The organism is Cloacibacterium normanense, from assembly GCF_002943105.1.
GTDB lineage: Bacteria > Bacteroidota > Bacteroidia > Flavobacteriales > Weeksellaceae > Cloacibacterium.
Map to the genome: position 1 here is coordinate 38,012 of NZ_PTPZ01000002.1, position 25,263 is coordinate 63,274.

Below are 25,263 nucleotides of genomic sequence, written 5' to 3' on the forward strand. Positions count from 1 at the left end.
TTTTATAAATTTCTAAAAATACCGAAAAGAATTACGATAAAGAACAAAATTAGTATTGTTTTCTTGCCGATGAGCAACTGTCTCAACTTAGCAAATTTTTCTTGAAAAAAACTGGTAAAGAAAATCAATGAAAAATAGGGAATTGCGATTAATACAAGTGCATTTTGGTGAAATGCTTCTCTGAAATTCAAATGTAAAATTTCGTGAAACGCTCTTTGTGAACCACAACCTGAACACTGGTAACCCGTAATCTTATAAAAAGGACAAGAAATAAAAAAATACTCTTGTTCATAAGGATTTAGAAAAAAATAATAACCCATTATAACTAGTATTATAACTACAAAAATCCATTTTTTTTCACCCTTGTACATAAAACAAATGTAATTCTAAACTTTAAATTTTACAAGATTGATTTAAATAATATGCTTCATCTATAAAATTTTAAAAAAAGATATCCTCTGCAAATTAAATTTTCTTACTTTTGAGCATCATTATAAAAAGATTGATGATTATAAAAATTTTAACTACTAAAGAACAGTAAATCATCTAATTATTAAGTTTAAAAAGACTTCAAAAATTATGAATATTTATCAGGATTACATCCAGGAAATCGAAGAAAGAAAAGCACAGGGTCTTCACCCAAAACCTATTGACAGTGCAGAATTACTAAGCGAAATTATTGAGCAAATTAAAGATACAGCAAATGAGTACAGAGCTGATTCTCTTAACTTTTTCATCTTTAACACTTTACCGGGCACAACTAGTGCAGCTGGTGTAAAAGCTAAGTTTTTAAAGGAAATCATCCTTGGTGAATCTGTAGTTGAAGAAATCACTCCTACGTTTGCATTTGAACTTTTGTCTCACATGAAAGGTGGACCTTCTATCGAAGTTCTTCTTGATTTAGCTTTAGGAAATGATGAAGCCACTGCAAAACAAGCCGCTGAAGTTCTTAAAACTCAAGTTTTCTTGTATGATGCTGATACAGCGCGTTTAAAAGAAGCTTATGAAACAGGAAATGTAATCGCTAAGGATATTTTGGAAAGCTATGCAAAAGCAGAGTTTTTCACAAAACTTCCAGAAGTTCCAGAAGAAATTAAAGTTGTGACTTATATCGCTGCAGAAGGTGATATTTCAACTGATTTATTATCTCCAGGGAATCAAGCTCACTCACGTTCTGACCGTGAATTACACGGAAAATGTATGATGTCTCCTGCTCAACAGGAAGAAATAAAAGCTTTACAAGCTCAACATCCTGATGCAAGTGTAATGCTTATTGCAGAAAAAGGAACAATGGGAGTTGGTTCTTCTCGTATGTCTGGTGTGAACAACGTTGCACTTTGGACTGGGAAACAAGCAAGTCCTTACGTACCTTTCGTAAACATCGCTCCAATTGTAGCTGGAACTAATGGAATTTCTCCAATTTTCTTAACTACAGTTGATGTAACTGGAGGTATCGGAATCGACCTTCAAAACTGGGTGAAAAAAGTGGACGAAAACGGAAACCCTGTTAGAAATGAAAACGGTGATATCATTTTAGAAGAAAAATATTCAGTCGCTACAGGAACTGTTTTGACCATCAATACCAAAGAAAAGAAATTATATAACGGAGAAACTGAATTGAAAGATATTTCAAAATCATTTACTCCTCAAAAATTAGAATTTATAAGAGCTGGTGGTTCTTACGCCATCGTTTTTGGTAAAAAAATCCAAACATTTGCTGCAAAAACTTTAGGAATTACTGCACCAACGGTTTTTGCACCTTCTAAAGAAATTTCTATCGAAGGACAAGGACTTACCGCTGTTGAAAAAATCTTCAACAGAAATGCAGTAGGTGTTCCAGAAGGTAAAGTTTTACACGCTGGTTCTGATGTGAGAGTTGAAGTAAACATCGTTGGTTCTCAAGATACTACAGGTTTAATGACCGCTCAAGAACTAGAATCTATGGCTGCAACGGTGATTTCTCCAATTGTAGATGGAGCGTATCAGTCAGGCTGTCACACCGCTTCAGTTTGGGATAAAAAATCGCAGGCTAACATTCCTAAATTAATGAAATTCATGAACGATTTCGGGGTTATCACAGCTCGTGACCCGAAAGGTGAATATCACGCAATGACAGACGTTATTCATAAAGTTCTTAATGATATTACGGTAGACGAATGGGCAATCATCATCGGAGGAGATTCTCACACAAGAATGTCTAAAGGTGTGGCTTTCGGCGCTGACTCTGGAACTGTAGCGCTTGCTTTGGCAACAGGTGAGGCTTCAATGCCAATTCCTGAATCTGTAAAAGTGACTTTCAAAGGCGAAATGAAAAAGCATATGGATTTCCGTGATGTAGTTCATGCAACTCAGGCTCAGATGTTGAAGCAATTTGACGGAGAAAACGTTTTCCAAGGTAGAATTATTGAGGTTCATATCGGAACGCTTCCTGCCGACCAAGCATTTACCTTCACAGACTGGACTGCAGAAATGAAAGCGAAAGCTTCAATTTGTATCTCAGAAGACGATACTTTGATCGAATCATTGGAAATTGCAAAAAGCAGAATCCAGATTATGATCGATAAAGGAATGGACAATAAAAATCACGTTCTACAAGGTTTAATCAATAAAGCAAATAAGAGAATTGAGGAAATCAGAACTGGTGACAAACCTGCTTTAACTCCAGATGCTAATGCTAAATATTACGCTGAAGTTGTGGTAGATTTAGATCAAATCGTTGAACCAATGATTGCAGACCCAGATGTAAACAACGAAGACGTTTCTAAAAGATATACACACGATACCATTAGAGACCTTACTTATTATGGAGGTGAGAAAAAAGTTGACCTTGGTTTCGTAGGTTCTTGTATGGTTCACAAAGGTGACCTTAAAATCGTTTCTCAAATGTTGAGAAATCTTGAAAAACAAAATGGTAAAGTAGAATTCCAAGCGCCATTGGTTGTAGCCGCTCCTACTTATAACATCATTGATGAATTAAAAGCTGAAGGTGACTGGGAATTACTTGAAAAATATTCAGGTTTTGAATTTAACGATGCAGCTCCAAAAGGCGAAGCTCGTACTCAATATGAAAATATGATGTATCTTGAGCGTCCAGGTTGTAATCTTTGTATGGGTAACCAAGAAAAAGCGGAAAAAGGAGACACTGTTTTGGCAACTTCCACCCGTCTTTTCCAAGGAAGAGTAGTTGAAGATTCTGACCGTAAAAAAGGAGAATCTCTATTGGCTTCTACTCCAGTTGTAGTATTGTCTGCAATCTTAGGTCGTATTCCAAGTATTGACGAGTACAAAACAGCTGTTGAAGGAATCAACTTAACTACTTTCGTTCCATCTATTAAAGAACTGGTAACTGTTGGTCATTTTTAATACATTGTAAACTAAAGTCGAAAGACTTTTTAAATATAAATTGGAAGATTTCTTGAGAAGTCTTCCAATTTTTTTTATCATAAAATATTACATTTCACAAAATAATATTAATTTTAGCTTTAAATAAAATTCAATTTCAAAAGTGAATTAATTGGTATTAAAAATTCAAACCATAGACTATTTTAATATTTTATCAATCCTGTAGGAATAGAATTTGATGGAGAATAATAACATCATTATCCTTTCATTTGATTCTCAAATGCAAACTTTAAACAAAAAATAAATAGATATGACATTCGACATCAACATGATCAAAAAAGTGTACGAGCGCTACCCTGAAAGAATTGCTGCGGCAAGACAAGTAGTACAAAAACCTCTTACACTCGCTGAAAAAATTCTTTACACTCACCTTTGGCAAGGTAACGCAATAGAAGCTTACGAAAGAGGAAATTCTTATGTAGATTTCGCTCCGGATAGAGTTGCAATGCAAGATGCAACTGCGCAAATGGCGCTTTTACAGTTTATGCAAGCAGGAAAAACTAAAGTTGCCGTTCCTTCTACAGTTCACGCAGACCATTTAATTCAAGCAAAAATTGGAGCTGATAAAGATTTACAAGAAGCACTGAATAAAAATAACGAAGTTTTCAACTTCCTAAGTTCAGTTTGTGATAAATACGGAATTGGTTTCTGGAAACCAGGAGCAGGTATTATTCACCAAGTAGTTTTAGAAAATTATGCTTTCCCTGGTGGAATGATGATTGGCACCGATTCTCACACTGTAAATGCAGGTGGATTAGGAATGGTGGCAGTTGGAGTTGGAGGAGCTGATGCAGTAGACGTAATGGCAGGAATGGCTTGGGAACTTAAAATGCCAAAACTAATTGGTGTAAAACTTACTGGTAAACTAAACGGTTGGACTTCAGCTAAAGACGTAATCCTAAAAGTAGCAGGAATTCTTACTGTAAAAGGTGGAACTGGTGCTATTGTAGAATATTTCGGAGAAGGAGCGGTATCTCTTTCTGCAACAGGAAAAGGTACTATCTGTAACATGGGTGCAGAAATTGGAGCTACTACGTCTACTTTCGGTTATGATGATTCTATGAGAAGATATCTTGCTGCAACAGGAAGACAAGAAGTAGTAGATGCTGCTGATAAAATTGCTGAACACTTAACTGGTGATGCTGAAGTGTACTCAGAACCAGAAAAATATTTCGACCAAGTAATTGAAATTAACCTTTCTGAATTAACACCTCATCTTAATGGTCCTTTTACTCCAGACTTAGCAACTCCAGTTGCTGAAATGAGAGATAAAGCTATTGCAAATGACTGGCCTCTAGATATAGAATGGGCTTTAATTGGTTCTTGTACCAACTCATCATACGAAGATTTATCTAGAGCAGCTTCTATTGTAGAAGATGCGGTAGCAAAAGGTGTTAAACCAAAAGCTATCTTAGGAATTAACCCAGGTTCTGAACAAGTAAGATTTACAGCAGAAAGAGACGGATTGATAGATACTTTCAAAAAATTTGAAAATTCTAGAATCTTTACCAATGCTTGCGGTCCTTGTATCGGACAATGGGACAGAGAAGGCGCTGAAAAACAAGAGAAAAACTCTATCATCCATTCTTTCAACAGAAATTTTGCTAAAAGAGCTGATGGAAATCCAAATACTCACGCTTTCGTAGCTTCTCCTGAGATGGTAGCTGCTGTAGCAATTTCTGGCAGATTAGATTTCAACCCGATTACTGATACTTTGACCAACCAAAATGGTGAACAAGTAAAACTAGATGAACCTAAAGGTTCTGAACTTCCAGCAAAAGGATTTGACGTAGAAGATAACGGCTACCAAGCTCCTGCGGAAGACGGTTCTGCTGTTCAAGTAATTGTTTCTCCTACTTCAGACAGATTGCAATTATTAGAGCCTTTCTCTCCTTGGGATGGTCAAAATATTACAGGAGCTAAACTTCTCATTAAAGCTGAAGGAAAATGTACTACTGACCACATTTCTATGGCTGGTCCTTGGTTAAAATACAGAGGTCACTTAGATAATATTTCTAACAACATGTTGATTGGTGCTGTAAACTTCTTTAACAAAGAAACCAACAGAGTTAAAAACCAATTAACTGGAGAATATGGTGAAGTTCCTGCAGTACAAAGAGCTTACAAAGCAGCAGGCGTTCCTTCAATTGTAGTAGGAGACCAAAACTACGGAGAAGGTTCTTCTAGAGAACACGCTGCAATGGAACCAAGACATCTTGGTGTAAAAGCAGTTTTAGTAAAATCTTTCGCGAGAATTCACGAAACGAACCTTAAGAAACAAGGTATGCTTGCATTAACTTTCGTAAATCCTGAGGATTATGATAAAATCCAAGAAGATGATACTTTTGATTTCTTAAATCTAGAAGGTTTCGCACCCAATACGCCACTTCAAATTCAGATTACACACTCAGACGGAACTACGGATACTATTCTTGCTAATCACACGTATAATGAACAGCAAATTGGTTGGTTTAGAGCCGGTTCTGCGCTTAATCTAATCGCTGAAGAAGCTAAAAAAGCATAAGTTTTTTTTTCATAAATACTAAAAAACCACTCGAAAATTCGGGTGGTTTTCTTATTTGGTTAAAATTTAAAAAATGTTTAAAAAACTTACTTATCGCAAATTTAATTAAAGTTCATTTTCTTTATTTATAACAACTTTTGTAACAAAATAAAGTTTAGGCAGTCTTATAGAAGAATTTAAAAATGAATATGAAAAAAAATTATATCATCGCTGTTGGATTTCTTTTCACCTCAACTTTGTTTTTTTCTCAAAACACTAAAAATGAAACACTAAAAGAGAAACAAATAGACGGTGTAACCCTTACCAAAGCCAAAAAAGCAGTAGAACAAAAAGCAGACAGAACTATTTTTGATTTTTCAGAACAAGCTCATCTCAACACTGGAAATGTAAGTGAAGGTCTTAAAAAATTGCCAGGACTTATCGTCTCTGATGTTGCTGGAATGATGTATCAAGGGAAGCAATTAGATGTTTACATGGACGGAAGACCGCTAAATATTGGCGGTAATCAGCTGCAAGCTTTTCTAGAAGGAATGCCTGCCAACTCTGTAGAGCGTGTAGAAATTGTAACCCAACCTGGCTCAGAATTCCCTGCAACTTCTGGTGGTGCAATCATTAACATTATTACCAATAAAAACGCACAAAAATATCTTTCTGCAACTTACACCGGGAGATACGCTTTCACCAATTACGAAAAATACAGAAACAGAACCAATAATTCTATTTTGTTAAATGCCAAAAATAAATATTTCGGGTGGCAGTTAAATTTTGGGCAAAATTATAGAGAAGCTTACAGAGAATCTATCATAGACAAGGTTTCTAACGTATTTTCGGAGCAAGTGAATAGAGGTTATTTTGTGAAATCTGCACTTACTTTTAACATTGGAAAAGATAGATTATTGGTAAATTATGACATCAACCATAATAATAATGACACCGAAAATAGCAGTTCTGGTTTTATAGCCAATAGAACAGGAACTGCTCCTAATTACATTTACAGTATAGACGATTATACGACCAAAGATTTCGGAGAAACCGAAAACTGGAGAAAAGATTTAAGCGCAACGTATCAAATAAAATTTGACGATAAAAATAAAAAATTAGATTTGAACGCCAGTTATAACACTTTTGACTCAGACTATAATCTTGATGGCAAAAAATTTATCAACTCTACTACTCAAAATAACAATTTAGAAACAAGTTCTACCCAAAACGTAGCTACACTTAGAATTGATTATTCACAACCTATTAAAATTTTAGACGAAGGGAAAATTTCTTTCGGTGGTTTGTTTGAAAAATTAAACTACGACACAGATTTTTTCGGCATTACCAATTTAGAATACCAAAGACAAACTACTTCTTCGTATGCAGAACTTCAAGCAAAGAAAAAGAATTTTGATTTTATTTTAGGAACCAGAGCAGAAGCGTATGATATTTCTGGAAAAACCATAGATTTAACCACCGGAAAACTTACTAAAGATCTAATTCCTTTTAAAAAATTCAGCTTTTTCCCGAATGCAAGCATTCAATATAACTTTGGGAAACAAGTCTATTTTGCACTGAATTACAACAGAAAAATTCAACTGCCTAATATTTCTTGGCTTAACCCAAATAACACCAATTACCAAAACGGAAACATCAGTTTCGGAGGAAATCCTAATCTACAACCTACTATTTTTAATAATTTCGAAGCAAAATTTTCAGTCTTTGATTATGCTTTTATTGGCTATAATCTAAGTATCGCCGAAAATCAATCTATACAATTTGCAGAAAAGAAATATTTCTTTGCAGAGAAACCCATCATAGAAAATAGAGAAGCTTATGGTGTAAGTAATGGTTTTATAAACGTTTCTTCTATGAAAGTTCATAATTTTAATTTCGGTTTACCTATTCCTTTTATGCTTTTTACTAAAGGATTAAAGGAAACAATGAAATTTAATATCAATCCAGATAAAATGAACTTCTTATACGTTTACACAGGTTATCAACTTCATCAGTTGCCAGATAATGACAATAAAGGATTCTGGATTTTTAACATCATGGCTCAATTTATTTTGCCAAAAGACATTAAACTAGTTGCTAATTACGGAACCATGACCAAAGGAAACTGGTACTACTACAGAATGGAAAAACCGTGGATGAATAGCTTCGACCTTACTGCTACTAAAAAATTCTTGAATGATAGACTTACCGTATCTGTTTTTGCAAATGACTTGTTTAGAAGCAACGTAAATGCGGTAACCTCGCTTTATAACAATTCTAATCTTTATTTAGGAAATAATTTTGATTCTCAAAATTTTGGAATTTCTATCAATTATAAACTTCCTACTAAGAATAAATTGGTAAAAGAAGATCCGAACTTGTTAAAACAAGACAAGAAAGAAGATTCTGGATTACCCAATCAGTAAATATCAAAAAGATTTCTAAATTTTAGAAATCTTTTTTTGTTTTAAGACGCAACCTTTGCATTGATTTCATCTCTATATAAGAAAAGATTAAGATTATGAAAAAATTATTTTTTACTACAATGGCTTTATGCACTCTTGGATTTCTATTTTCTTGTGATACTAGAGAAGAAAACAACATTAGTATTTCTATAATTAAAATAGATAGTGTGAAAATCCCTCAAGAGAAAATGGATTTATTTACTACTCAAACCATTAAAACTTACTCTACTTATACTTCTGGTTGTGATAGATTTTATGATTATGATTATAGAATTGATAATCTGAATAGATTTGTAACTTCTTACACCTACAAAGAAAATAATGTTTGTACACAAGTTGCTTATGTAGGCGCTAATCAATTTAACTTTAAACCTGTAGATAAAGGAACCTACACTTTTAAGTTTTGGAACGGAAAAGACAATGCTGGAAATGATTTATGGATTACTAAAACCATAGTTGTAGAATAAAATCACTATTTTCGGTATTGTAATTTGTATTACATGAATTTTAAAGAACTAATCTCTTCTTGTTTACAAAAAAACGCACAATCACAACGTGAATTGTATGATTATCTCGCACCAAAACTTTTTGGTGCTTGTTTAAAATACGCTCAAAATCAAGATGATGCCAAAGATTATTTTCAGGAAAGTTTTATTTTAATTTTCAAAAATTTACATCAATTTAACTTTAAAAGCGATTTGTTTTTTTGGGCAAAAAAAATCACTATTCATCATTGTATTTCTCAACTCAAAAAAAACAAGAATTTAGCTTTTACAGACTTAGAAACTATAGAAACCCATGAAGAAATAAATGAAGAAGAGGAATTCTCTATAGACCAACTTCTAAAATTGGTACAAGAACTACCTCCTCAATACAAAATGGTTTTTAATCTCTATGTTTTAGACCATTATAGCCATCGTGAAATCGCAGAAATGCTTAATATTTCAGAAGGAACCAGCAAATCTAATTTGAGCAGAGCCAAAATGATTTTGAAACAAAAAATTACATCACAACAGAAAAATACGCTTTATTACCATGAAAAATAAAAAAGATATAGAGCAAATTTTTCAGGAAAAACTCGGAGATTTTGAAGCCAATCCGCCACAAGAATCTTGGGATTTTATTTCCGAAAAAATAAATGAAAAAGAAGAGAAAAGAAGGATTATCCCTCTGTTTTGGTTGAAATCTGCAATTGTTTCTACTAGCGTAGCCGCGGTTTTATTGATAAGTTATTTCTTATTTAATGATAACATTGACAGCAATTTACCAAAAAACAACACTGAAATCGCTCATCAAAATACTGAAATTCAGAATCAAAAAATTACAGAAAACAACTTACATAATCATTCAAAAATAGATGCAAAGACTGCTGAAATCATTAACCATCAAAACAACATTACCGATTCTAAAAACACAAATTTTTCCGTTAATACAATTACTGCAGAAAGTTCTTTGACTAAAAGCAATACTTCAAAAAATATAAAATTAACAAACAATACCCTAAATTCTGTAGAAAAAAATAAGACAAATCTTGAAAATCCATCTTCAGAGGAAAAAAAATTGGCGAAAAATCTTCAACCAGAAATTACACCAAATCAACAAAATAAAGAAGAAAAATCGCCAATTGTTTTAGCTGAAAACAATCTCGAAAATTCGGCTAAAAAAGAACAAGAAGTTTTGAAAAAAGAAGAAAATATTTTAGCTCAAAATAATTCAGAAGAAGATATTTTTAAAACAAAACTAGAAAAAGAAACGCAAAAAGTAACGCAAAAAAAATCTAAAAAATTATCCGTTTTTGCTAATTATACTCCACTTTTTGCTTCTTCTACTAAAGGTTCTGCGATAAGTAATTCCTTTGATAACAATACTAAAACTTTTGATGATAATAACAGTTTTGGAGTTGGGATTCAGTATGCTATTAATGATAAAATTTCTGTAAGAACGGGCGTTAATAATTATAGCCTTAATCATAAAACCGAAAATATAATTTTCTTTAAAGCCAACAGTACGGCTTCTATTAGTTACAACAATAGCTACAAAACATTGTCTTTAAATGAAAACGGACAGAATATGGTTATCCTTAATAATAATGCCTCTTTTTACAATGCAGATGTAGTAGGTTCTGTAAATTCAGGGACACTGAACCAAGAGATGAGTTTTATAGAAATTCCTATTGAATTTTCTTACAATTTACTCAATAAAAAATTGAAAATCAATACTATAACGGGTTTCAGTTCTGTCATTTTAAATAAAAATGCAGTTTCCGTTTCATCTAATAATACGAAAACAGAAATAGGTAAGTCTAACAATATCAACGATGTACATTTTACAGGGAATTTAGGACTCGGTTTTTCTTATCCTTTTTCTAAAAATTTAGACTTGAAATTAGAACCTACTTTTAAATATCATTTTAATACATTCAAAGACAAACAAAACTCGTTTTCGCCTTATTTCATTGGCGTTTATACTGGTTTTGTTTATAAATTTTAAATTAAATCACCATGAAAAAATTATTTTTACTTCTAGTTCTTGTTTGGGCAATATCATGCGAAAGACAAGATGAAAATTCTGCTAAAGAATCATTAATAGGAAACTGGGAATGGATTTCTTCTACAGGTGGAATTGATGGCAGAACAGAAACGCCCGTTTCTATAGAAAAACAAGTGAAAATTGTTATTACAAAAGATTCTGTAAAAGTTTATGAGAATAGCGTTTTAAAACAAAAAAACAGTTATAAAATTTCACGAGAAAAATCTGTTCTCGACAATAAAGTTAAAGACATGATTATTTACAATAGTGGTTTTAGAGACAGTTTTATGGTAGATTCACAAAACCAACTGCATCTAATTGGTGATTGTTTTGATTGTTTTGCAAGTCTTTATAAAAAAGCAGAAAATCAACCTTCGCAAGCACGCCAAATTGCATCATTCTGAGGAACTGGCGCTGTAATTTCTATATTTTCTTTCGTAACAGGATGTATAAATTCTAATTTTCTGGCGTGTAAATGAATGCCACCATCAGGATTTGAGCGTGGTGATCCGTATTTTAAATCGCCTTTTATGGGCGTTCCGTTTTTAGACAATTGTGCTCTGATTTGGTGATGTCTTCCCGTTTCCAAATCGATTTCTAAAAGAAGATAATTGTCTAAAGATTTAACAATATTATAAGTAAGAATCGCTTCTTTTGCACCTTCAGTAGGTTTCGGGAAAACAATTGCTTTGTTATTTTTCTCATTTTTTTTGAGATAATGAACCAATCTTTGAGAAGGCGGAATCATTTCCTTGGCTACAACTGCCCAATATGTTTTCTTAATCTCACGATTTTTCACCATTTGTGTGAGACGAGAAAGCGCTTTAGAAGTTTTGGCATAGATTACTAAACCAGAAGTTGGTCTATCAATTCTATGAACTAATCCTAGGAAAACATTTCCAGGTTTATTATCTCTTATTTTGATAAAATTTTTAATAGAATCTAGTAGAGATTCGTCGCCAGTTTTATCACCTTGAACCAATTGCCCCACTTTTTTATTGATAACCAGAAGGTGATTATCTTCATAGATGATTTGAGAAGCAATATTTGAGTTTATATTTTGCATTTTCAGTTGAAAGTTGCAAAGTTAGAAAATAAAAAAAGTTGAGCAAAAAACTCAACTTTTTATTTATCTAGTAGCTTTCGTTCTTATTCGGGAAGGAAACGTTTTTTACATCTTTTACATATTGCGAAACGGCGCCTGTAATTTCTGTATAAAGGTCTAAATATCTTCTTAAAAATTTCGGCGAAAACCCTTTATTCATTCCCACCATATCATGATAAACCAGAACTTGACCATCACAATCTGGTCCAGCTCCAATTCCTATCGTTGGGATAGAAATACTTTCTGAAACTTTCTTCGCTAAGTCAGCAGGAATTTTTTCTAAAACTAAAGCAAAACAACCCAGTTCTTCTAAAATTTTAGCGTCTTTTATTAGTTTTTCGGCTTCTGAATCTTCTTTAGCACGAACTTTATAAGTTCCAAATTGATAAATAGATTGTGGTGTTAAACCTAAATGTCCCATTACTGGAATTCCTGCATTAATTAATCTAGAAACAGAATCTGCGATTTCTTCGCCGCCTTCTATTTTCACAGCATGAGCTCCAGATTCTTTCATCATTCTTACGCCAGATTCCAAAGCTTTTTGCGGGTCTGACTGATACGTTCCGAATGGTAAATCTGCAACTACTAATGCTCTATCTACTCCTCTTACTACACACTGAGCGTGATAAATCATTTGATCTAAAGTAATAGGCAAAGTAGTTTCGTGACCTGCCATTACATTCGCCGCCGAATCTCCTATTAAAATAGCATCTACTCCACCTGCATCTACCATTTTGGCAGTGGTATAATCATACGCAGTAAGCATTGTGATTTTTTCCTTATCGAATTTCATTTTTCGTAAGGTTTCGGTCGTTACTTTTTTAATTTCGGAATGTACTGACATGGGAATAAATTTTAAAGAGTAAATGTATAAAAAAATGCCGACTCGCGGTCGACATTTTTGATTTTTATAAAACTACGTGTCCTAATTTTCTTAGTTTTTCGTGGTTTAAGATTTTTAAGTTTCTTCCTTCCACTTCTATGTAGTTATCTTGTTTAAATTCTGAAATTAATCTGATGGCACTTTCTGTAGCAGTTCCGATTAAGTTAGCTATTTCTTCTCTTGTTAAAGAAATTTTGATAAAACCTTCTGGGTCTGTTCCTAATTTCTGCTCTAGAAGAAGAAGTACTTCTGCTAATCTTTCTCTTACTGTTTTTTGAGCCAAGAAAGTTACCGTATTAGAACTTTCGCCCAATTCGAAAGAGATTTTCTGAAGCATTGCAAAAGACAATTGAGGGTCTACTTCTAGCAAATGAAGAAATACATCTGCAGGAATATAAGTAGCTTGTAAATCGCTCATCGCTTCAGCAGTTGCTTGATAAGCTTCACCAATTAACAATGCTCTATAACCAATAATATCACCTTCTTTGATGAATCTTAAGATTTGTTCTTTTCTATTAAAACCTAGTTTATAAAGTTTTGCTGTACCACTTTCTATAAAAAAAACACCTTCTACATTTCTTCCTTCCTCGAAAAGAGATTCTCCTTTGTTAAAGAAAAGAGTTTGCTTAGCATTGATATATTTAGTGTAATCTTCTTTAGATAGAATTTCCTTAAAAGCCTTGTCATTAAAAACACTTAGAAACTTGTTTTCAATAAAAATTTGTTTTTCTAAAGACATAGATGAATTTTTATGATTTTCGTCAGCAAAATTATCATTTTTTTCTTATTAATCATAAAGAATTTTTGTATTATTTTTGCACATTTAATAAAAACAGATGGCAGAAAATTGTTTCCATTGTGGACAAGAAATAGATAAAGATAGAATTTTCTTCGATGAGAAGGCATTTTGTTGTAACGGATGCAAATCTGTTTATGAAATTCTTAATGCAAATAATCTCGGAAATTTTTATGAATTAAATAAAAATTCTGGAATTAGACCAGACGAAAATCTCTCTCAATTTGATTATTTAGATACTCCAGAAATTTTCGAAAAAGTAGTAGATTTTTCTGAAGGGAATACAAGTGTAGTCACTTTTAAAATCCCAGTGATTCACTGTAGCTCTTGTATTTGGTTATTAGAGAGTTTACAGGACTTAAATATGAATATTAGATATTCTCAGGTAAATTTCACCAAGAAAACACTACAAGTTTCTTTTAACCAAAATGAATTACCTCTGAGTGAACTGGCAAAATTCCTTACGAATCTTGGTTATAAACCTGTGATTTCATTAGAAACGGCAGACAAAAAAGAAGCCGCAGTAGACAGAAGTCTCACGATAAAAGTGGCAGTTGCAGGATTTGCCTTCGGAAATGCGATGATGTTTGCGTTCCCAGAATATTTAAACACGGGTTCTTCCGTAGATTTCTGGTTAGAAGAGTTCGCACCGTTTTTCAGATTTTTAACCTTCTTACTTTCCATTCCAGTGGTTGTGTATTCTGCATCAGATTATTACAAATCTGCTTGGTTTGGTTTGAAAAATAAAATTGTAAACATAGACGTCCCGATTGTCTTAGGAATTCTCGTTTTATTCTTTAGAAGTGTCTACGAAATCGCAACCAATTACGGTCCTGGATATTTTGATACGCTTTGTGGATTGTTATTCTTCATGTTATTGGGTAAAATTTTTCAAAAGAGAACTTATTCTGCACTTTCCTATGATAGAGATTACAAATCTTTTTATCCAATTGCGGTAACCAAAGTAGATTTCGGAGGACAACAACAAAACATTTTACTTTCTGACATTAAAGTTGGCGACAGAATTTTAGTAAGAAACCAAGAAATTATTCCTGTAGATGCGGTTTTAATTAATGGAGAAGGAAACATAGACAATAGTTTCATCACTGGTGAAAGTGCTACGATTACCAAAAATCCTGGGGATAAAATTTTTGCAGGAGGTAAACAAATTGGTTCTATCCTAGAACTGGAAGTCATCAAAACTGTGAACCAAAGTTATTTAACTCAACTTTGGAATAAAGAAGCCTTCAGAAAAGAAGAATTAGGACTCGATACGTTAGTGAATCAAATTTCTAAATATTTCACCTTTATCATTTTAGGAATTACGCTTCTCGCTGGAATTTATTGGTATCAAATAGATTTTGAAAAAATGTTCCAAGTGGTTTCTGCGATTTTGATTGTTGCCTGTCCATGTGCATTGGCGCTTTCTACTCCATTTACGATGGGACATATCATGAGAATTTTGGGCAGAAATAAAATGTATGTGAAAGATGCTCACACCATTGAAAAAATGGCAAAAATTGACACTTTGGTTTTTGACAAAACGGGAACAATTACTTATAACAAAAAAGCCAACATCAGTTTTGAAGGTAAAGAGATCGCTGAATTTGATTTAAAAAACATAAAATCTTTACTCAAAAATTCTAATCATCCGCTTTCTAAATCGCTTTACGAATTTTTAGAAGTACAAGATGAATATTTACCAATTGAAAACTTCAAAGAAACTGCCGGAAAAGGTTACGAAGCCACAGTAAGAGGAAAAGTTTACAAAATTGGTTCTGCAAAATTCACTCATCAAGAAGCTAAATCACTAGAAACTGCCGTTTACATAGAAAGAGATGGTGAGTTTTTAGGAAAATTTATCTTCAAGAATGAATACAGAGATGGTTTAGCCGAAATGGCAAAAGAACTGAAAGATTATAAAATCCATGTACTAAGTGGAGACAATTCTTCGGAAGAACAAACACTTAAAAATCTTATTCCAAATATCACTGAGATGAGATTTAGTCAATCTCCGGAAGATAAGTTAGAGTATATCAAGTCTTTACAAGATCAAGGTAAAAAAGTAACTATGCTTGGAGATGGATTAAATGACGCAGGTGCTCTGAAACAAAGTAACATAGGAATTGCGATTGCAGATGACACCAATTCTTTCACGCCTAGTTCAGATGTCATCATGAATGGAGGTGTTTTGACAAAGTTGCATGACTATTTTGCACTCACAAAAGATGCTATGATCATTGTAAAATTAACATTTGGGATTAGTTTTCTATATAATGTGGTAGGTTTAACTGCAGCAGTTCTGGGTGAGATGTCTCCTTTGTTTGCTGCAATCTTGATGCCTTTAAGCTCGATAAGTGTAGTCGCATTTACCTCATTATCAACATGGTTAAGGTCAAGAAAATACTTCAAATTTTAATAATAAGATAAAAAAATCTTATTTAGAATATTTTTAAATTAACGTTTTTTTAACAGACCATGATGAAAGTCATTAAAAAACATTAATTTTGAAGCGCAAATTCATTTTATATTTGTAAAATCGTGGAAATTCTCTATTTAATGATCATCTGCAGCGTCTCTATTGCTGTAATTTTTCTAATAGTTTTTATTATTAGTGCCAAGAATGGTCAGTTTGACGATGACGAATCTCCCGCTGTAAGAATACTTCTTGAAGACAAGAAGCAAGAAACAGAAAACAAAGAAGAAACAGAAAAAAATTAAAGTGATTAGTTAATATGGAAACACAAAAGTTTAGTTATGACAACAGCATTGTGCGCGCATTTCTTTACGCAATGGTAGTCTTCGGTGTAGTAGGCTTCTTGGTAGGGTTAATCGTTGCAACATTGCTCTTCTTCCCTTCACTTCCGGAATATATTTTCGGTACAGATGATGTTACTATTAGTGCAAATAGTAATATTATGGGATTAGTAAAAACTCAAGGCGCATTTGGTTTCGGTAGATTGAGAATGCTTCACACCAGTGCAGTAATTTTCGCATTCGTAGGAAACTGTATTTTCGCAGGAGTTTATTATTCTATTCAGAGATTATTAAAGGCAAGAATGTTCAGTGATGTTCTTTCTTGGATTAATTTCTGGGGTTGGCAATTAATTATCGTTACTGTAGTAGTTACTTTCCTTATGGGAATTAACACTTCTAAAGAGTACGCAGAACACGAATGGCCAATCGATATTATGATTGCTCTAGTATGGGTAGTATTCGGTATCAATATGTTTGGTACTATTGCCAAGAGAAGAGTAAGACACCTTTACGTAGCGATTTGGTTCTACATCGCAGGATGGATCGGAATCACAATGTTACACATTTTCAACAACTTAGAGGTTCCATTATCATTTGCAGGATGGAAATCTTATTCAGCTTATGCTGGTGTAAAAGATGCTTTGGTACAATGGTGGTATGGTCACAATGCGGTAGCATTCTTCCTTACAACTCCAGTACTTGGTTTAATGTATTATTTCATGCCAAAAGCTGCTGATAGACCTGTATTTTCATACAAATTATCTATCATCCACTTCTGGTCATTAATTTTCATTTACATCTGGGCTGGTCCTCACCACTTGCTTTATACTGCATTACCAGGTTGGGCTCAAGCTTTAGGTACTACATTCTCTATTGCTCTTATCGCACCATCTTGGGGAGGTATGCTTAATGGTTTATTAACTTTAAGAGGAGCTTGGGATAAAGTAAGAGAAAATCCGGTTCTTAAATTCTTCGTAGTAGCAGTTACTTGTTATGGTATGGCAACTTTCGAAGGACCACTTTTAGCAACAAAAACTTTAAATAAAATCGGTCACTATACAGACTGGGTAATTGGTCACGTTCACGTAGGTGCATTAGGATGGAATGGTTTCATTGCATTTGGTATGCTTTATTACTTACTACCAATCCTTTGGAGAACAAAACTTTGGTCGGTAAAATTGGCTAACTGGCATTTCTGGTTAGGTACATTAGGTATTATTTTCTATGCAATTCCATTATACGTTTCTGGATTTACACAAGGTTTAATGTGGAAACAATTTAACCCAGACGGAACTTTAGTTTACAAAAACTTCCTAGATACAGTTACTGCGGTTATTCCTTACTATCAAATGAGATTTGTAGGTGGATTATTGTACATTTCTGGTTCTATTTTAATGGTCGTTAACCTTATTGCAACAGTAAGACAAGGTTCATTCGAAAAAGATGTTCCAGTAGAAGCTCCTGCATTAGCAAAAATTTCTGATGCTAGAAAAGAAGGGGAAGGAAAACACCTTTGGTTAGAAAGAATGCCATTATATTTAACTCTATTATCTTTCGTAGCATTAGCAATTGGTGGTATGGTAGAAATTATCCCTACATTAACTGTAAAAGATAATGTTCCTACAATCGCGTCTGTGAAACCTTATACTCCGCTAGAATTAGAAGGTAGAGATTTATATATCAGAGAAGGATGTAATGCTTGTCACTCACAAATGATTAGACCTTTTAGAGATGAAGTTGTACGTTACAATGGTAAAAACGGACAATACTCTAAGGCTGGTGAATTTATTTATGACAGACCATTCTTATGGGGTTCTAAAAGAACTGGACCAGACTTACACAGAGAAGGTGGTAAAAACCCAGATACTTGGCATTTCAAACACATGTTAAACCCAAGAGTAACTTCTCCAGGTTCTATCATGCCAAGATATCCATGGTTAATCTATAACGAACTAGACAGAACTAAAACTAAGGATAAATTAGTATTATTGAAAAATGTATTTGGTCACCCTTATACAGATGAAGAAATCAATAATGTAGACAAATTAGTAGACGAACAAGCTGCTAAAATTGTAGAAGGAATCTATTCTGGTGATGCTGAAATCAAAAAAGCATTTGATGCTCAAAAAGCTCAGCAAGGTGCAGCATTTGTTCCTGTAGAAAAGAGAGAAATCGTTGCTTTAATTGCTTATTTACAAAGATTAGGTACAGATATTAAAACTACCGAAGTAAAGACAGCAAGCAATAATTAATAATCTAATAAAGGAGTTTTTTCAATATGATACCAAGTAATATAAAAGATATCTTAGCAAATATAGATAATGCAGGAATCTACCAAACATTGTCTATGATTATCTTTATCATATTTTTCATCAGCACTGTGTTATACGTTCTTTCTAGACCGAAAAAACACTACAGCGAAGTTGAAAGAGCTCCTTTAGAAGATGATCATAACAATTAAAAGTTCTAAAAAACAAGAGTCATGAAACATAGAACACCCGTACTTGTAAACATAGTAGCAATATTATTTATCTTAGTATTTTTATTCTACATGTTTATACAAAATACCTCTTTCTTATCTTCTCCTTATTTCTGGGGAACCATAGTAATTGGTATTGTTTTAGCATACATTTTCAATGCAATCGGTGCATTAGCTGAAAACGAAAGATTCAAGCAAATGACAGATGCAGAAAAAGCAACTTTCTTAAAAGAAAAAGAAATACCATATTTCAAAAGATTATATGATAGTGCTTTCAAAAAACAATCAGATGTTGAAGAAAAAGACATCCTTATTGACCACGGTTTTGATGGCATCAAAGAATTAGATAATCAATTACCAAAATGGTGGTTAGGTCTATTTTACTTTGGCGTAATTTATGCAGTAGTTTATTTAATTGCATACTCAGTTTCAGATTTTGCTCACCCAGACAAAGAATATGAAGCAGAGCACAAACAGCAATTAGCAGATATCGCAGCTTATGACGCGGTTACTCCTAAAGCGACTATCGAAACTGCAAAATACAATGCAGATAATATTGCAGAAGGAGAACAAATCTTCAAAACAAACTGTGTATCATGTCACAGTGAAGGTGGAAAAGGAGGAATTGGACCAAACTTAACTGATGATTTCTGGATCAATCAACCAGAAAAAACATTATTTAAAAATGTATTCCACATGGTTGAAAATGGTAGTCCAAACAATCCTGCAATGCAAGCTTTCGGTAAAAATGGAGTTCTTAACGGTAACGACATCGAAAAAGTAGCTGCATACATCTACCACATTAACCAAGAAATGCCAGATGCTGCTGGTGGAGCTGCTCCACAAGGAACCAAGGCAAATTGGGAAAAATAAATTTAAAAAATTATATTTGTTATAAAAGAAAATATGAAAAGTTAGTTTTTATAATAAATAACATACAAAAATGGCTAATAAAGAAGAACAAATTGGCGCTGGTCAAGTAATTCATACAGAAACCTTCAGAGATTCTGTAGCAACTATAGAACAAACAGGTTCTAGAAAATGGGTATATCCTAAAAAACCAAAAGGGAAATTTACCAATTACAGAGATATTGTCACGTTCATTTTATTAGCCATTTTCTTTATTACTCCATTTCTTAAAATAAATGGAAATGCAATGCTCAAAATAAATATTATCGATAGAGAATTTTTTATTTTCGGGCAACCATTCTATCCGCAAGACTTCTTTATTCTTGCATTAGGAGCAATTACTTCTCTTGTTTTCATTATTCTTTTTACCGTAATTTTCGGAAGAATTTTCTGTGGATGGATTTGTCCACAAACTATTTTTATGGAAGGGGTTTTCCGTAAAATAGAATTTTGGATTGAAGGAGATAGAAACAAACAAATTAGATTAGCCAGTCAACCTTGGAATGCAGAAAAAATCTGGAAAAAAGGATTGAAATGGTCTGTATATGTAGTAATCTCTCTTATCATTACGCATTGGATGTTCATGTACATCGTAGGTGTAGAAGACACGCTAAAAATCATGAAAGGTGGTCCTGTAGAATACCCTACTAATTTCATTGTAATGGTAATTTTCACTGGATTATTTTACTTCGTTTTTGCTTGGTTCAGAGAGCAAGTGTGTACACTTGTTTGTCCTTATGGTAGATTACAAGGTGTATTGATTGACAAAGAAACCGTAAACGTTTTCTACGATTATAAAAGAGGAGAAAACAGAGCAAAATGGAGAAAAGGCGAAGACAGAAAAGCTGAAGGAAAAGGAGATTGTATCGACTGTAATCAGTGTGTAGTTGTTTGTCCTACTGGTATAGACATCAGAAATGGTCAACAGTTAGAATGCATCAACTGTACTATGTGTATTGATGCTTGTGATGAAGTAATGATCAAAACAGGTTTACCTACAGGTCTTATTCGTTACGCTACAGAAGACGAAATCGAAAAAGAAGAAAAATTCAAATTTACGAATAGAATGAAAGCGTACTCGCTTGTTCTATTAGCATTAGTTGGTGTTTTAGGTTATTTATTAAACAACAGAGGTGGTTTAGAAGCTAAATTCATCAAACCAGCAGGAAGTTCTTTCTATGTGAAAGATGGAAAAATTAATAATACCTACAATTACACCCTTCTAAACAAAACCAATGACGATAAAATGGTAACCATTAAAGTAATTAAACCAACACATGGTGAAGTTATTTTTAGTGGAAACAGTACTATCGCTCTAAAACGTGACAAAATCACCAAAGGAACTGTAAATGTAAGTTTCCCAGAAAAAGAAGTGAACCAACCAAAATTAATTGTTACTTTTGGCGTTTATGATTCTAAAGGAAAACTTTTAGACACTTTCGAAACTAATTTTGAAGGTCCATTTAAGTTACAATTCTAATTTTTTAAAAAATATTTTTAATGAAATTCACTTGGGGACATGGTATAGTAGTCGCTTTAGGACTTTTTATATCCTTTATTTTGTATTTAATTTTCATTTTTCCAATTGGTAAACAGAATTCTGAGTTGGTTACCGAAAATTATTATGAAGACGAATTATCTTATCAAAAAGTGATCGATGCTAAAAATAATGCTGCAACCTTAACTGCAAAACCTCAATATGCGCAGTTGCCTTACGGAATTAGAATTGCTTTCCCTAAAGATATCAACAATGAAAATGCTAAAATAGAATACTATTTATACAGAACCAATGACAAAACCCAAGACAAAACAGGTTCTGTTCAACTAGATGCTGATAATAGCTTTTTAATCCCTAAGAATTTTATGATTCCTGGTTCATATACACTAAAAGTTTTGTGGACCAAAGATGGAAAAGATTACCAAGTAGATTATGACGTAGAATGGAAATAACCCTTATTTTAGCGGCACTAGGTTTAGGTTTTGCAAGCGGATTCCACTGTATAGGAATGTGCGGTCCCATTGCGCTTTCGCTAGGATTGTCTAAAAAACAACAAGTTAATTTCCACCTTCAAAATCTTACTTATCAATTCGGCAGAATTCTCACTTATTCTATTTTAGGAGCCATTGTAGGAATTGTTGGCGAAGGTTTTCAGCTCGCAGGAATTCAGCAATACATCAGCATTTTTGCTGGAGTTTTATTGATGATTATGGCACTTTTCTCTTTCGGAGGAGATTTTGCCTCAAAAATTCCAGCCATTAATAATGCTTTACTTAAAGTTAAAATCAATCTCGGAAAATTTTTACAAAAATCTGATTATTCCTCTCGATTTTTAACAGGATTATTAAACGGACTTCTTCCTTGCGGAATGGTTTACATGGCACTTACAGCAAGTTTAGCAGCAGGCGGAATTTGGCAAAGCGCAAGTTTTATGGCTATTTTCGGTTTGGGAACATTTCCGTTCATGTTTGCCACTGTTCTTTTCGGAAATCTAATTAACACGGCTCTTCGAAACAAAATTCTTAAGATTGTACCGATTATTATGCTCATTTTAGGAGGTTTATTCATTCTAAGAGGTCTAGAATTAGGTATTCCTTACATCTCACCTAAAAAGGAAGCTTTGAAGGTAGAAAAGAAAATGAACTCCGAGAAAACTTCAGACGAAAACTGTCACTAAATTTTCTTACTTTTAGCTCAGAATTTTAAAATCAAATCTATGCTTAAAAAATTTACTTTTTGGCTAATTCCACTATTGGCCATTATTCTCCAAGCTTGTGCTGTAGATTCTGTTACCACTTATCATCAAGATAAAACCACTAGTGTTCTCATGAACATTGACATGAAAGACTTACTTGCGATGGCAAAAAACATGGGTGGTGATTCTGCAAATTCTGATAATAAATTTAAAGATTTCGAAATGTACCCTAGAGATTGGAAAAACATGTACGAAATCATGCAAGAAGATTCAGAAAAAAAGGGAATCACGATGACTAAAGACAAAGACAGCATTCAATTAATCAAAAAAATGTTTGTAAAATCTAATTTTGAAAATAATGAAATGACGGGAATTGCTTTTAAAATGGATAGATTAACTCCAGAAGAAATCAAAAATTTCTCTAGAACATCTAAAAAAAGCAATTTTATTAGTGCCACAAGTTCTGACAAAACCATTTGGGACGGAAAAACATTAACATTAGATACAGAATATTTTAATCCTCAAACTTTTTCTGAAACCTTAAAAAAAGAAATGACTTTAGAAGCTAAAACGGATTCAGCTAAAGCAGAAGCAGAATCTGCACTTGCTATGATGAAGATGTTTAACACTAAATTCAACAACAAAATTAAGTTTGAAACCAAAATAAAATCCATCCAAGGAAAACACGATTGGGTAAAGAAAATAGACGATTATACCATTGATATGTCTTTCTCTTTTGAACAACTTTTTGACGAAAGTTTAAGACTCAACGAAAAGGACAAAAAAGTAATCATCATTACAGAATAAAACAAAAACCACCGAAATTTCGGTGGTTTTTTATGCTGAAAGCTTATTGCTGAATGCAGAAAGCCTTTAATCTATCATTTCAAATCTAGCGTATTCCGCTACTTTTTTCGGTAACTTAATTCCGCCTTCTACTTGATTGTTTTCTAACAAAGCTGCCATAATTCTAGGCAAAGCCATTGCAGAACCGTTTAATGTATGGGCTAATTGCGTTTTTCCGTCTCCTTTGAATCTGCATTTTAAACGATTCGCCTGGAAAGTTTCAAAATTAGAAACCGAAGAAACTTCTAACCATTTTTCTTGAGCTGCACTCCAAACTTCGAAATCATAAGTCATCGCAGAGGTGAAACCTTGGTCTCCACCACATAGTCTTAAAATTCTGAAAGGCAATTCTAAATCTTCTAAAATAGATTTTACATGCGCTACCATTTCTTCAAGAGCTGCATATGAATTTTCTGGCTTTTCAATTCTTACAATTTCTACTTTTTCGAATTGGTGTAATCTGTTCAACCCACGAACATGAGCACCATAACTTCCCGCTTCTCTTCTATAACACTGTGAGAAAGCAGTATTCTTAATTGGTAAATCTCTCTCGTCTAAAATGACATCTCTGTAAATATTCGTTACGGGAACTTCTGCAGTTGGAATCAAGTATAAGTCATCAATTCCTACGTGATACATTTGTCCTTCTTTGTCTGGCAATTGTCCGGTTCCATAACCAGAAGCTTCATTTACAACATGTGGCGGATTTACTTCCAAATAACCAGCATCTGTATTTTTATCTAAGAAATATTGAACCAAAGCTCTTTGTAATCTCGCTCCTTTTCCTAAATAAACTGGGAAACCTGCTCCAGCGATTTTAACACCTAATTCAAAATCAATTAAATTATATTTTTTAGCCAATTCCCAATGCGGAATTGCACCTTCTCCCAATCCATGAACTTCGTGAGATTGATAAACGATTTCGTTATCATCTGCAGAAACACCAGCTTTAACCAAATGATAAGGAATATTAGGAATTTGGTATAAAATATTAAGCAAAGAAGTTTCAATTTCCGAAAGTTTTGTAGTAAGTTCTTTGGAAGACTCTTTGTATTGAGCAGTTTTAGATTTTGCAGCTTCGGCTTCTTCTTTTTTACCTTCTTTCATTAAAATTCCTATTTCTTTAGAAATTTTATTGATTTCAGCCAATTGCGAGTCTAATTCTTGTTGTGTTTTTTTACGTTCGTCATCTAATTGGATAGCTTCATCTACCAATTCTAATTGCTTAAAATTTCTTTTTTTAAGACCTTCTAAAACGCGTTCTTTTTCTTCGCGCAAAAAACTTACTTGTAACATCTTATTTGGTTTGAGAGTTAAGATTTGAGTCCGAAATAAAACTCAAATTTTAATGATTTATGCAAATTTACTGAATTATTTTACGATATGAATGATGTTTGGCTGTCCTTCCACATTAGAAAACGAAAGTTTATTGTTATACCAAACTTTGGAGACTTGAAACAAGTTAGGAGACCAATTGTACTCTACTTTTAAGGTGTCTACATCTGTTACCGTTTCTTTATTTACAATTTTAGAAAGATTGATGTAAAAATCAGACTGATACGTTTTTTGACTTGGCGAAATAGAATCCTTTAAAATTCTAACCGCTCCAGTTGCGTAATCTACATAAGCAATCGTGTCTTGGTCTTTTTTGACGGAAATTCCTGTAATCTCTTGCAAAGCTCTATCTGCATTTAAATCCTGAGCTCTCACAGCGGTAAAACCTCCAGGAATATTGGTATTGAGCAAATCTTTCCCAGCAGAATTTTTGATGTAAATATTAAGAACTTGGTCTATTTTCTGCAAGTCACTTTCATCTTCTCCTCTACAAGAGCTAAGAAAAATTAAAATCCCTAAAATGATTAATCTGCTGAACTTCATATTGCAAAGATAATTTTT

Annotated in this window: 21 protein-coding genes; 15 read left to right on the plus strand and 6 right to left on the minus strand. The window is 33.2% G+C overall.

What is annotated here, in order from left to right; genetic code table 11:
- Positions 1-2: 2 nt before the first annotated feature.
- On the minus strand, positions 3-320 hold the full coding sequence (locus C3729_RS03165) for a DUF2752 domain-containing protein (protein WP_165785704.1): 318 nt from the start codon (positions 318-320) through the stop codon (positions 3-5).
- Between the two features lie 259 nt (positions 321-579).
- Between C3729_RS03165 and C3729_RS03170 the strand changes: the two genes are divergently transcribed.
- From C3729_RS03170 to C3729_RS03200, 7 genes are all read left to right on the plus strand, one after another.
- Positions 580-3,363 carry a bifunctional aconitate hydratase 2/2-methylisocitrate dehydratase gene (locus tag C3729_RS03170; protein WP_104792838.1) on the plus strand — a complete coding sequence of 928 codons (2,784 nt, stop codon included), beginning with the start codon at positions 580-582 and terminating at the stop codon, positions 3,361-3,363.
- Between the two features lie 289 nt (positions 3,364-3,652).
- Positions 3,653-5,926: an aconitate hydratase gene (locus tag C3729_RS03175; protein WP_104792839.1), complete on the plus strand. Its 2,274-nt coding sequence runs from the start codon at positions 3,653-3,655 to the stop codon at positions 5,924-5,926.
- Between the two features lie 188 nt (positions 5,927-6,114).
- The gene (locus C3729_RS03180) at positions 6,115-8,331 is read left to right on the plus strand and encodes a TonB-dependent receptor domain-containing protein (RefSeq protein ID WP_104793202.1); all 2,217 of its coding nucleotides are present in this window, start codon (positions 6,115-6,117) and stop codon (positions 8,329-8,331) included.
- 95 nt (positions 8,332-8,426) lie between these two features.
- Positions 8,427-8,837 (plus strand): hypothetical protein, encoded by a 411-nt coding sequence (locus C3729_RS03185; RefSeq protein WP_104792840.1) that lies wholly within the window; start codon positions 8,427-8,429, stop codon positions 8,835-8,837.
- A gap of 33 nt (positions 8,838-8,870) precedes the next feature.
- Positions 8,871-9,416 carry an RNA polymerase sigma factor gene (locus C3729_RS03190; RefSeq protein WP_104792841.1) on the plus strand — a complete coding sequence of 182 codons (546 nt, stop codon included), beginning with the start codon at positions 8,871-8,873 and terminating at the stop codon, positions 9,414-9,416.
- Positions 9,406-10,860, plus strand: a complete 1,455-nt coding sequence (locus tag C3729_RS03195; RefSeq protein WP_104792842.1) for a hypothetical protein — start codon at positions 9,406-9,408, stop codon at positions 10,858-10,860. The genes C3729_RS03190 and C3729_RS03195 overlap by 11 nt, the downstream gene beginning before the upstream one ends.
- Positions 10,861-10,871: 11 nt before the next feature.
- Positions 10,872-11,303 (plus strand): hypothetical protein, encoded by a 432-nt coding sequence (locus tag C3729_RS03200; protein ID WP_104792843.1) that lies wholly within the window; start codon positions 10,872-10,874, stop codon positions 11,301-11,303.
- Here C3729_RS03200 and C3729_RS03205 read toward each other — a convergent pair.
- The 3 genes from C3729_RS03205 to C3729_RS03215 form a co-directional block, all read right to left on the minus strand.
- Positions 11,267-11,965 (minus strand): RluA family pseudouridine synthase, encoded by a 699-nt coding sequence (locus C3729_RS03205; protein ID WP_069800295.1) that lies wholly within the window; start codon positions 11,963-11,965, stop codon positions 11,267-11,269. The genes C3729_RS03200 and C3729_RS03205 overlap by 37 nt on opposite strands.
- Before the next feature lie 67 nt (positions 11,966-12,032).
- Complete coding sequence (gene panB, locus C3729_RS03210) at positions 12,033-12,848, minus strand: 3-methyl-2-oxobutanoate hydroxymethyltransferase (RefSeq protein WP_104792844.1); 816 nt, start codon at positions 12,846-12,848, stop codon at positions 12,033-12,035.
- 64 nt (positions 12,849-12,912) lie between these two features.
- Entirely contained in the window at positions 12,913-13,626 is a 714-nt protein-coding gene (locus tag C3729_RS03215; RefSeq protein WP_074650861.1) for a Crp/Fnr family transcriptional regulator, read from the minus strand.
- A gap of 97 nt (positions 13,627-13,723) precedes the next feature.
- Between C3729_RS03215 and C3729_RS03220 the strand changes: the two genes are divergently transcribed.
- The 8 genes from C3729_RS03220 (at position 13,724) to C3729_RS03260 (ending at position 23,328) form a co-directional block, all read left to right on the plus strand.
- A complete protein-coding gene (locus C3729_RS03220) occupies positions 13,724-16,102 on the plus strand; it encodes a heavy metal translocating P-type ATPase (RefSeq protein ID WP_104792845.1) in 2,379 nt (792 codons plus the stop codon).
- A gap of 122 nt (positions 16,103-16,224) precedes the next feature.
- Positions 16,225-16,404: a cbb3-type cytochrome oxidase assembly protein CcoS gene (gene ccoS / locus C3729_RS03225; protein ID WP_069800303.1), complete on the plus strand. Its 180-nt coding sequence runs from the start codon at positions 16,225-16,227 to the stop codon at positions 16,402-16,404.
- A 14-nt stretch (positions 16,405-16,418) separates the two neighbouring features.
- Entirely contained in the window at positions 16,419-18,692 is a 2,274-nt protein-coding gene (gene ccoN / locus C3729_RS03230; RefSeq protein WP_104792846.1) for a cytochrome-c oxidase, cbb3-type subunit I, read from the plus strand.
- Between the two features lie 230 nt (positions 18,693-18,922).
- Entirely contained in the window at positions 18,923-19,792 is an 870-nt protein-coding gene (locus C3729_RS03240) for a cbb3-type cytochrome c oxidase N-terminal domain-containing protein (RefSeq protein ID WP_104792847.1), read from the plus strand.
- A gap of 70 nt (positions 19,793-19,862) precedes the next feature.
- Positions 19,863-21,308: a cytochrome c oxidase accessory protein CcoG gene (ccoG, locus tag C3729_RS03245; protein WP_104792848.1), complete on the plus strand. Its 1,446-nt coding sequence runs from the start codon at positions 19,863-19,865 to the stop codon at positions 21,306-21,308.
- A 20-nt stretch (positions 21,309-21,328) separates the two neighbouring features.
- Positions 21,329-21,778 carry a FixH family protein gene (locus C3729_RS03250; RefSeq protein WP_069800310.1) on the plus strand — a complete coding sequence of 150 codons (450 nt, stop codon included), beginning with the start codon at positions 21,329-21,331 and terminating at the stop codon, positions 21,776-21,778.
- A complete protein-coding gene (locus tag C3729_RS03255) occupies positions 21,769-22,503 on the plus strand; it encodes a sulfite exporter TauE/SafE family protein (RefSeq protein ID WP_104792849.1) in 735 nt (244 codons plus the stop codon). The genes C3729_RS03250 and C3729_RS03255 overlap by 10 nt, the downstream gene beginning before the upstream one ends.
- 39 nt (positions 22,504-22,542) lie before the next feature.
- Positions 22,543-23,328: a hypothetical protein gene (locus C3729_RS03260; protein WP_104792850.1), complete on the plus strand. Its 786-nt coding sequence runs from the start codon at positions 22,543-22,545 to the stop codon at positions 23,326-23,328.
- Between the two features lie 66 nt (positions 23,329-23,394).
- Here the strand turns inward: C3729_RS03260 and serS are convergent, their stop codons facing one another.
- The gene (serS, locus tag C3729_RS03265) at positions 23,395-24,663 is read right to left on the minus strand and encodes a serine--tRNA ligase (RefSeq protein ID WP_104792851.1); all 1,269 of its coding nucleotides are present in this window, start codon (positions 24,661-24,663) and stop codon (positions 23,395-23,397) included.
- Between the two features lie 75 nt (positions 24,664-24,738).
- A complete protein-coding gene (locus tag C3729_RS03270; RefSeq protein WP_104792852.1) occupies positions 24,739-25,245 on the minus strand; it encodes a hypothetical protein in 507 nt (168 codons plus the stop codon).
- Positions 25,246-25,263: the final 18 nt, after the last annotated feature.

Coding starts and splice junctions, on each gene's coding strand:
- C3729_RS03165 (WP_165785704.1), bottom strand. CDS start 320: ATGGGTTATTATTTTTTTCTAAATCCTTATGAACAAGAGTATTTTTTT.
- C3729_RS03170 (WP_104792838.1), top strand. CDS start 580: ATGAATATTTATCAGGATTACATCCAGGAAATCGAAGAAAGAAAAGCA.
- C3729_RS03175 (WP_104792839.1), top strand. CDS start 3,653: ATGACATTCGACATCAACATGATCAAAAAAGTGTACGAGCGCTACCCT.
- C3729_RS03180 (WP_104793202.1), top strand. CDS start 6,115: ATGAAAAAAAATTATATCATCGCTGTTGGATTTCTTTTCACCTCAACT.
- C3729_RS03185 (WP_104792840.1), top strand. CDS start 8,427: ATGAAAAAATTATTTTTTACTACAATGGCTTTATGCACTCTTGGATTT.
- C3729_RS03190 (WP_104792841.1), top strand. CDS start 8,871: ATGAATTTTAAAGAACTAATCTCTTCTTGTTTACAAAAAAACGCACAA.
- C3729_RS03195 (WP_104792842.1), top strand. CDS start 9,406: ATGAAAAATAAAAAAGATATAGAGCAAATTTTTCAGGAAAAACTCGGA.
- C3729_RS03200 (WP_104792843.1), top strand. CDS start 10,872: ATGAAAAAATTATTTTTACTTCTAGTTCTTGTTTGGGCAATATCATGC.
- C3729_RS03205 (WP_069800295.1), bottom strand. CDS start 11,965: ATGCAAAATATAAACTCAAATATTGCTTCTCAAATCATCTATGAAGAT.
- panB (WP_104792844.1), bottom strand. CDS start 12,848: ATGTCAGTACATTCCGAAATTAAAAAAGTAACGACCGAAACCTTACGA.
- C3729_RS03215 (WP_074650861.1), bottom strand. CDS start 13,626: ATGTCTTTAGAAAAACAAATTTTTATTGAAAACAAGTTTCTAAGTGTT.
- C3729_RS03220 (WP_104792845.1), top strand. CDS start 13,724: ATGGCAGAAAATTGTTTCCATTGTGGACAAGAAATAGATAAAGATAGA.
- ccoN (WP_104792846.1), top strand. CDS start 16,419: ATGGAAACACAAAAGTTTAGTTATGACAACAGCATTGTGCGCGCATTT.
- C3729_RS03240 (WP_104792847.1), top strand. CDS start 18,923: ATGAAACATAGAACACCCGTACTTGTAAACATAGTAGCAATATTATTT.
- ccoG (WP_104792848.1), top strand. CDS start 19,863: ATGGCTAATAAAGAAGAACAAATTGGCGCTGGTCAAGTAATTCATACA.
- C3729_RS03250 (WP_069800310.1), top strand. CDS start 21,329: ATGAAATTCACTTGGGGACATGGTATAGTAGTCGCTTTAGGACTTTTT.
- C3729_RS03255 (WP_104792849.1), top strand. CDS start 21,769: ATGGAAATAACCCTTATTTTAGCGGCACTAGGTTTAGGTTTTGCAAGC.
- C3729_RS03260 (WP_104792850.1), top strand. CDS start 22,543: ATGCTTAAAAAATTTACTTTTTGGCTAATTCCACTATTGGCCATTATT.
- serS (WP_104792851.1), bottom strand. CDS start 24,663: ATGTTACAAGTAAGTTTTTTGCGCGAAGAAAAAGAACGCGTTTTAGAA.
- C3729_RS03270 (WP_104792852.1), bottom strand. CDS start 25,245: ATGAAGTTCAGCAGATTAATCATTTTAGGGATTTTAATTTTTCTTAGC.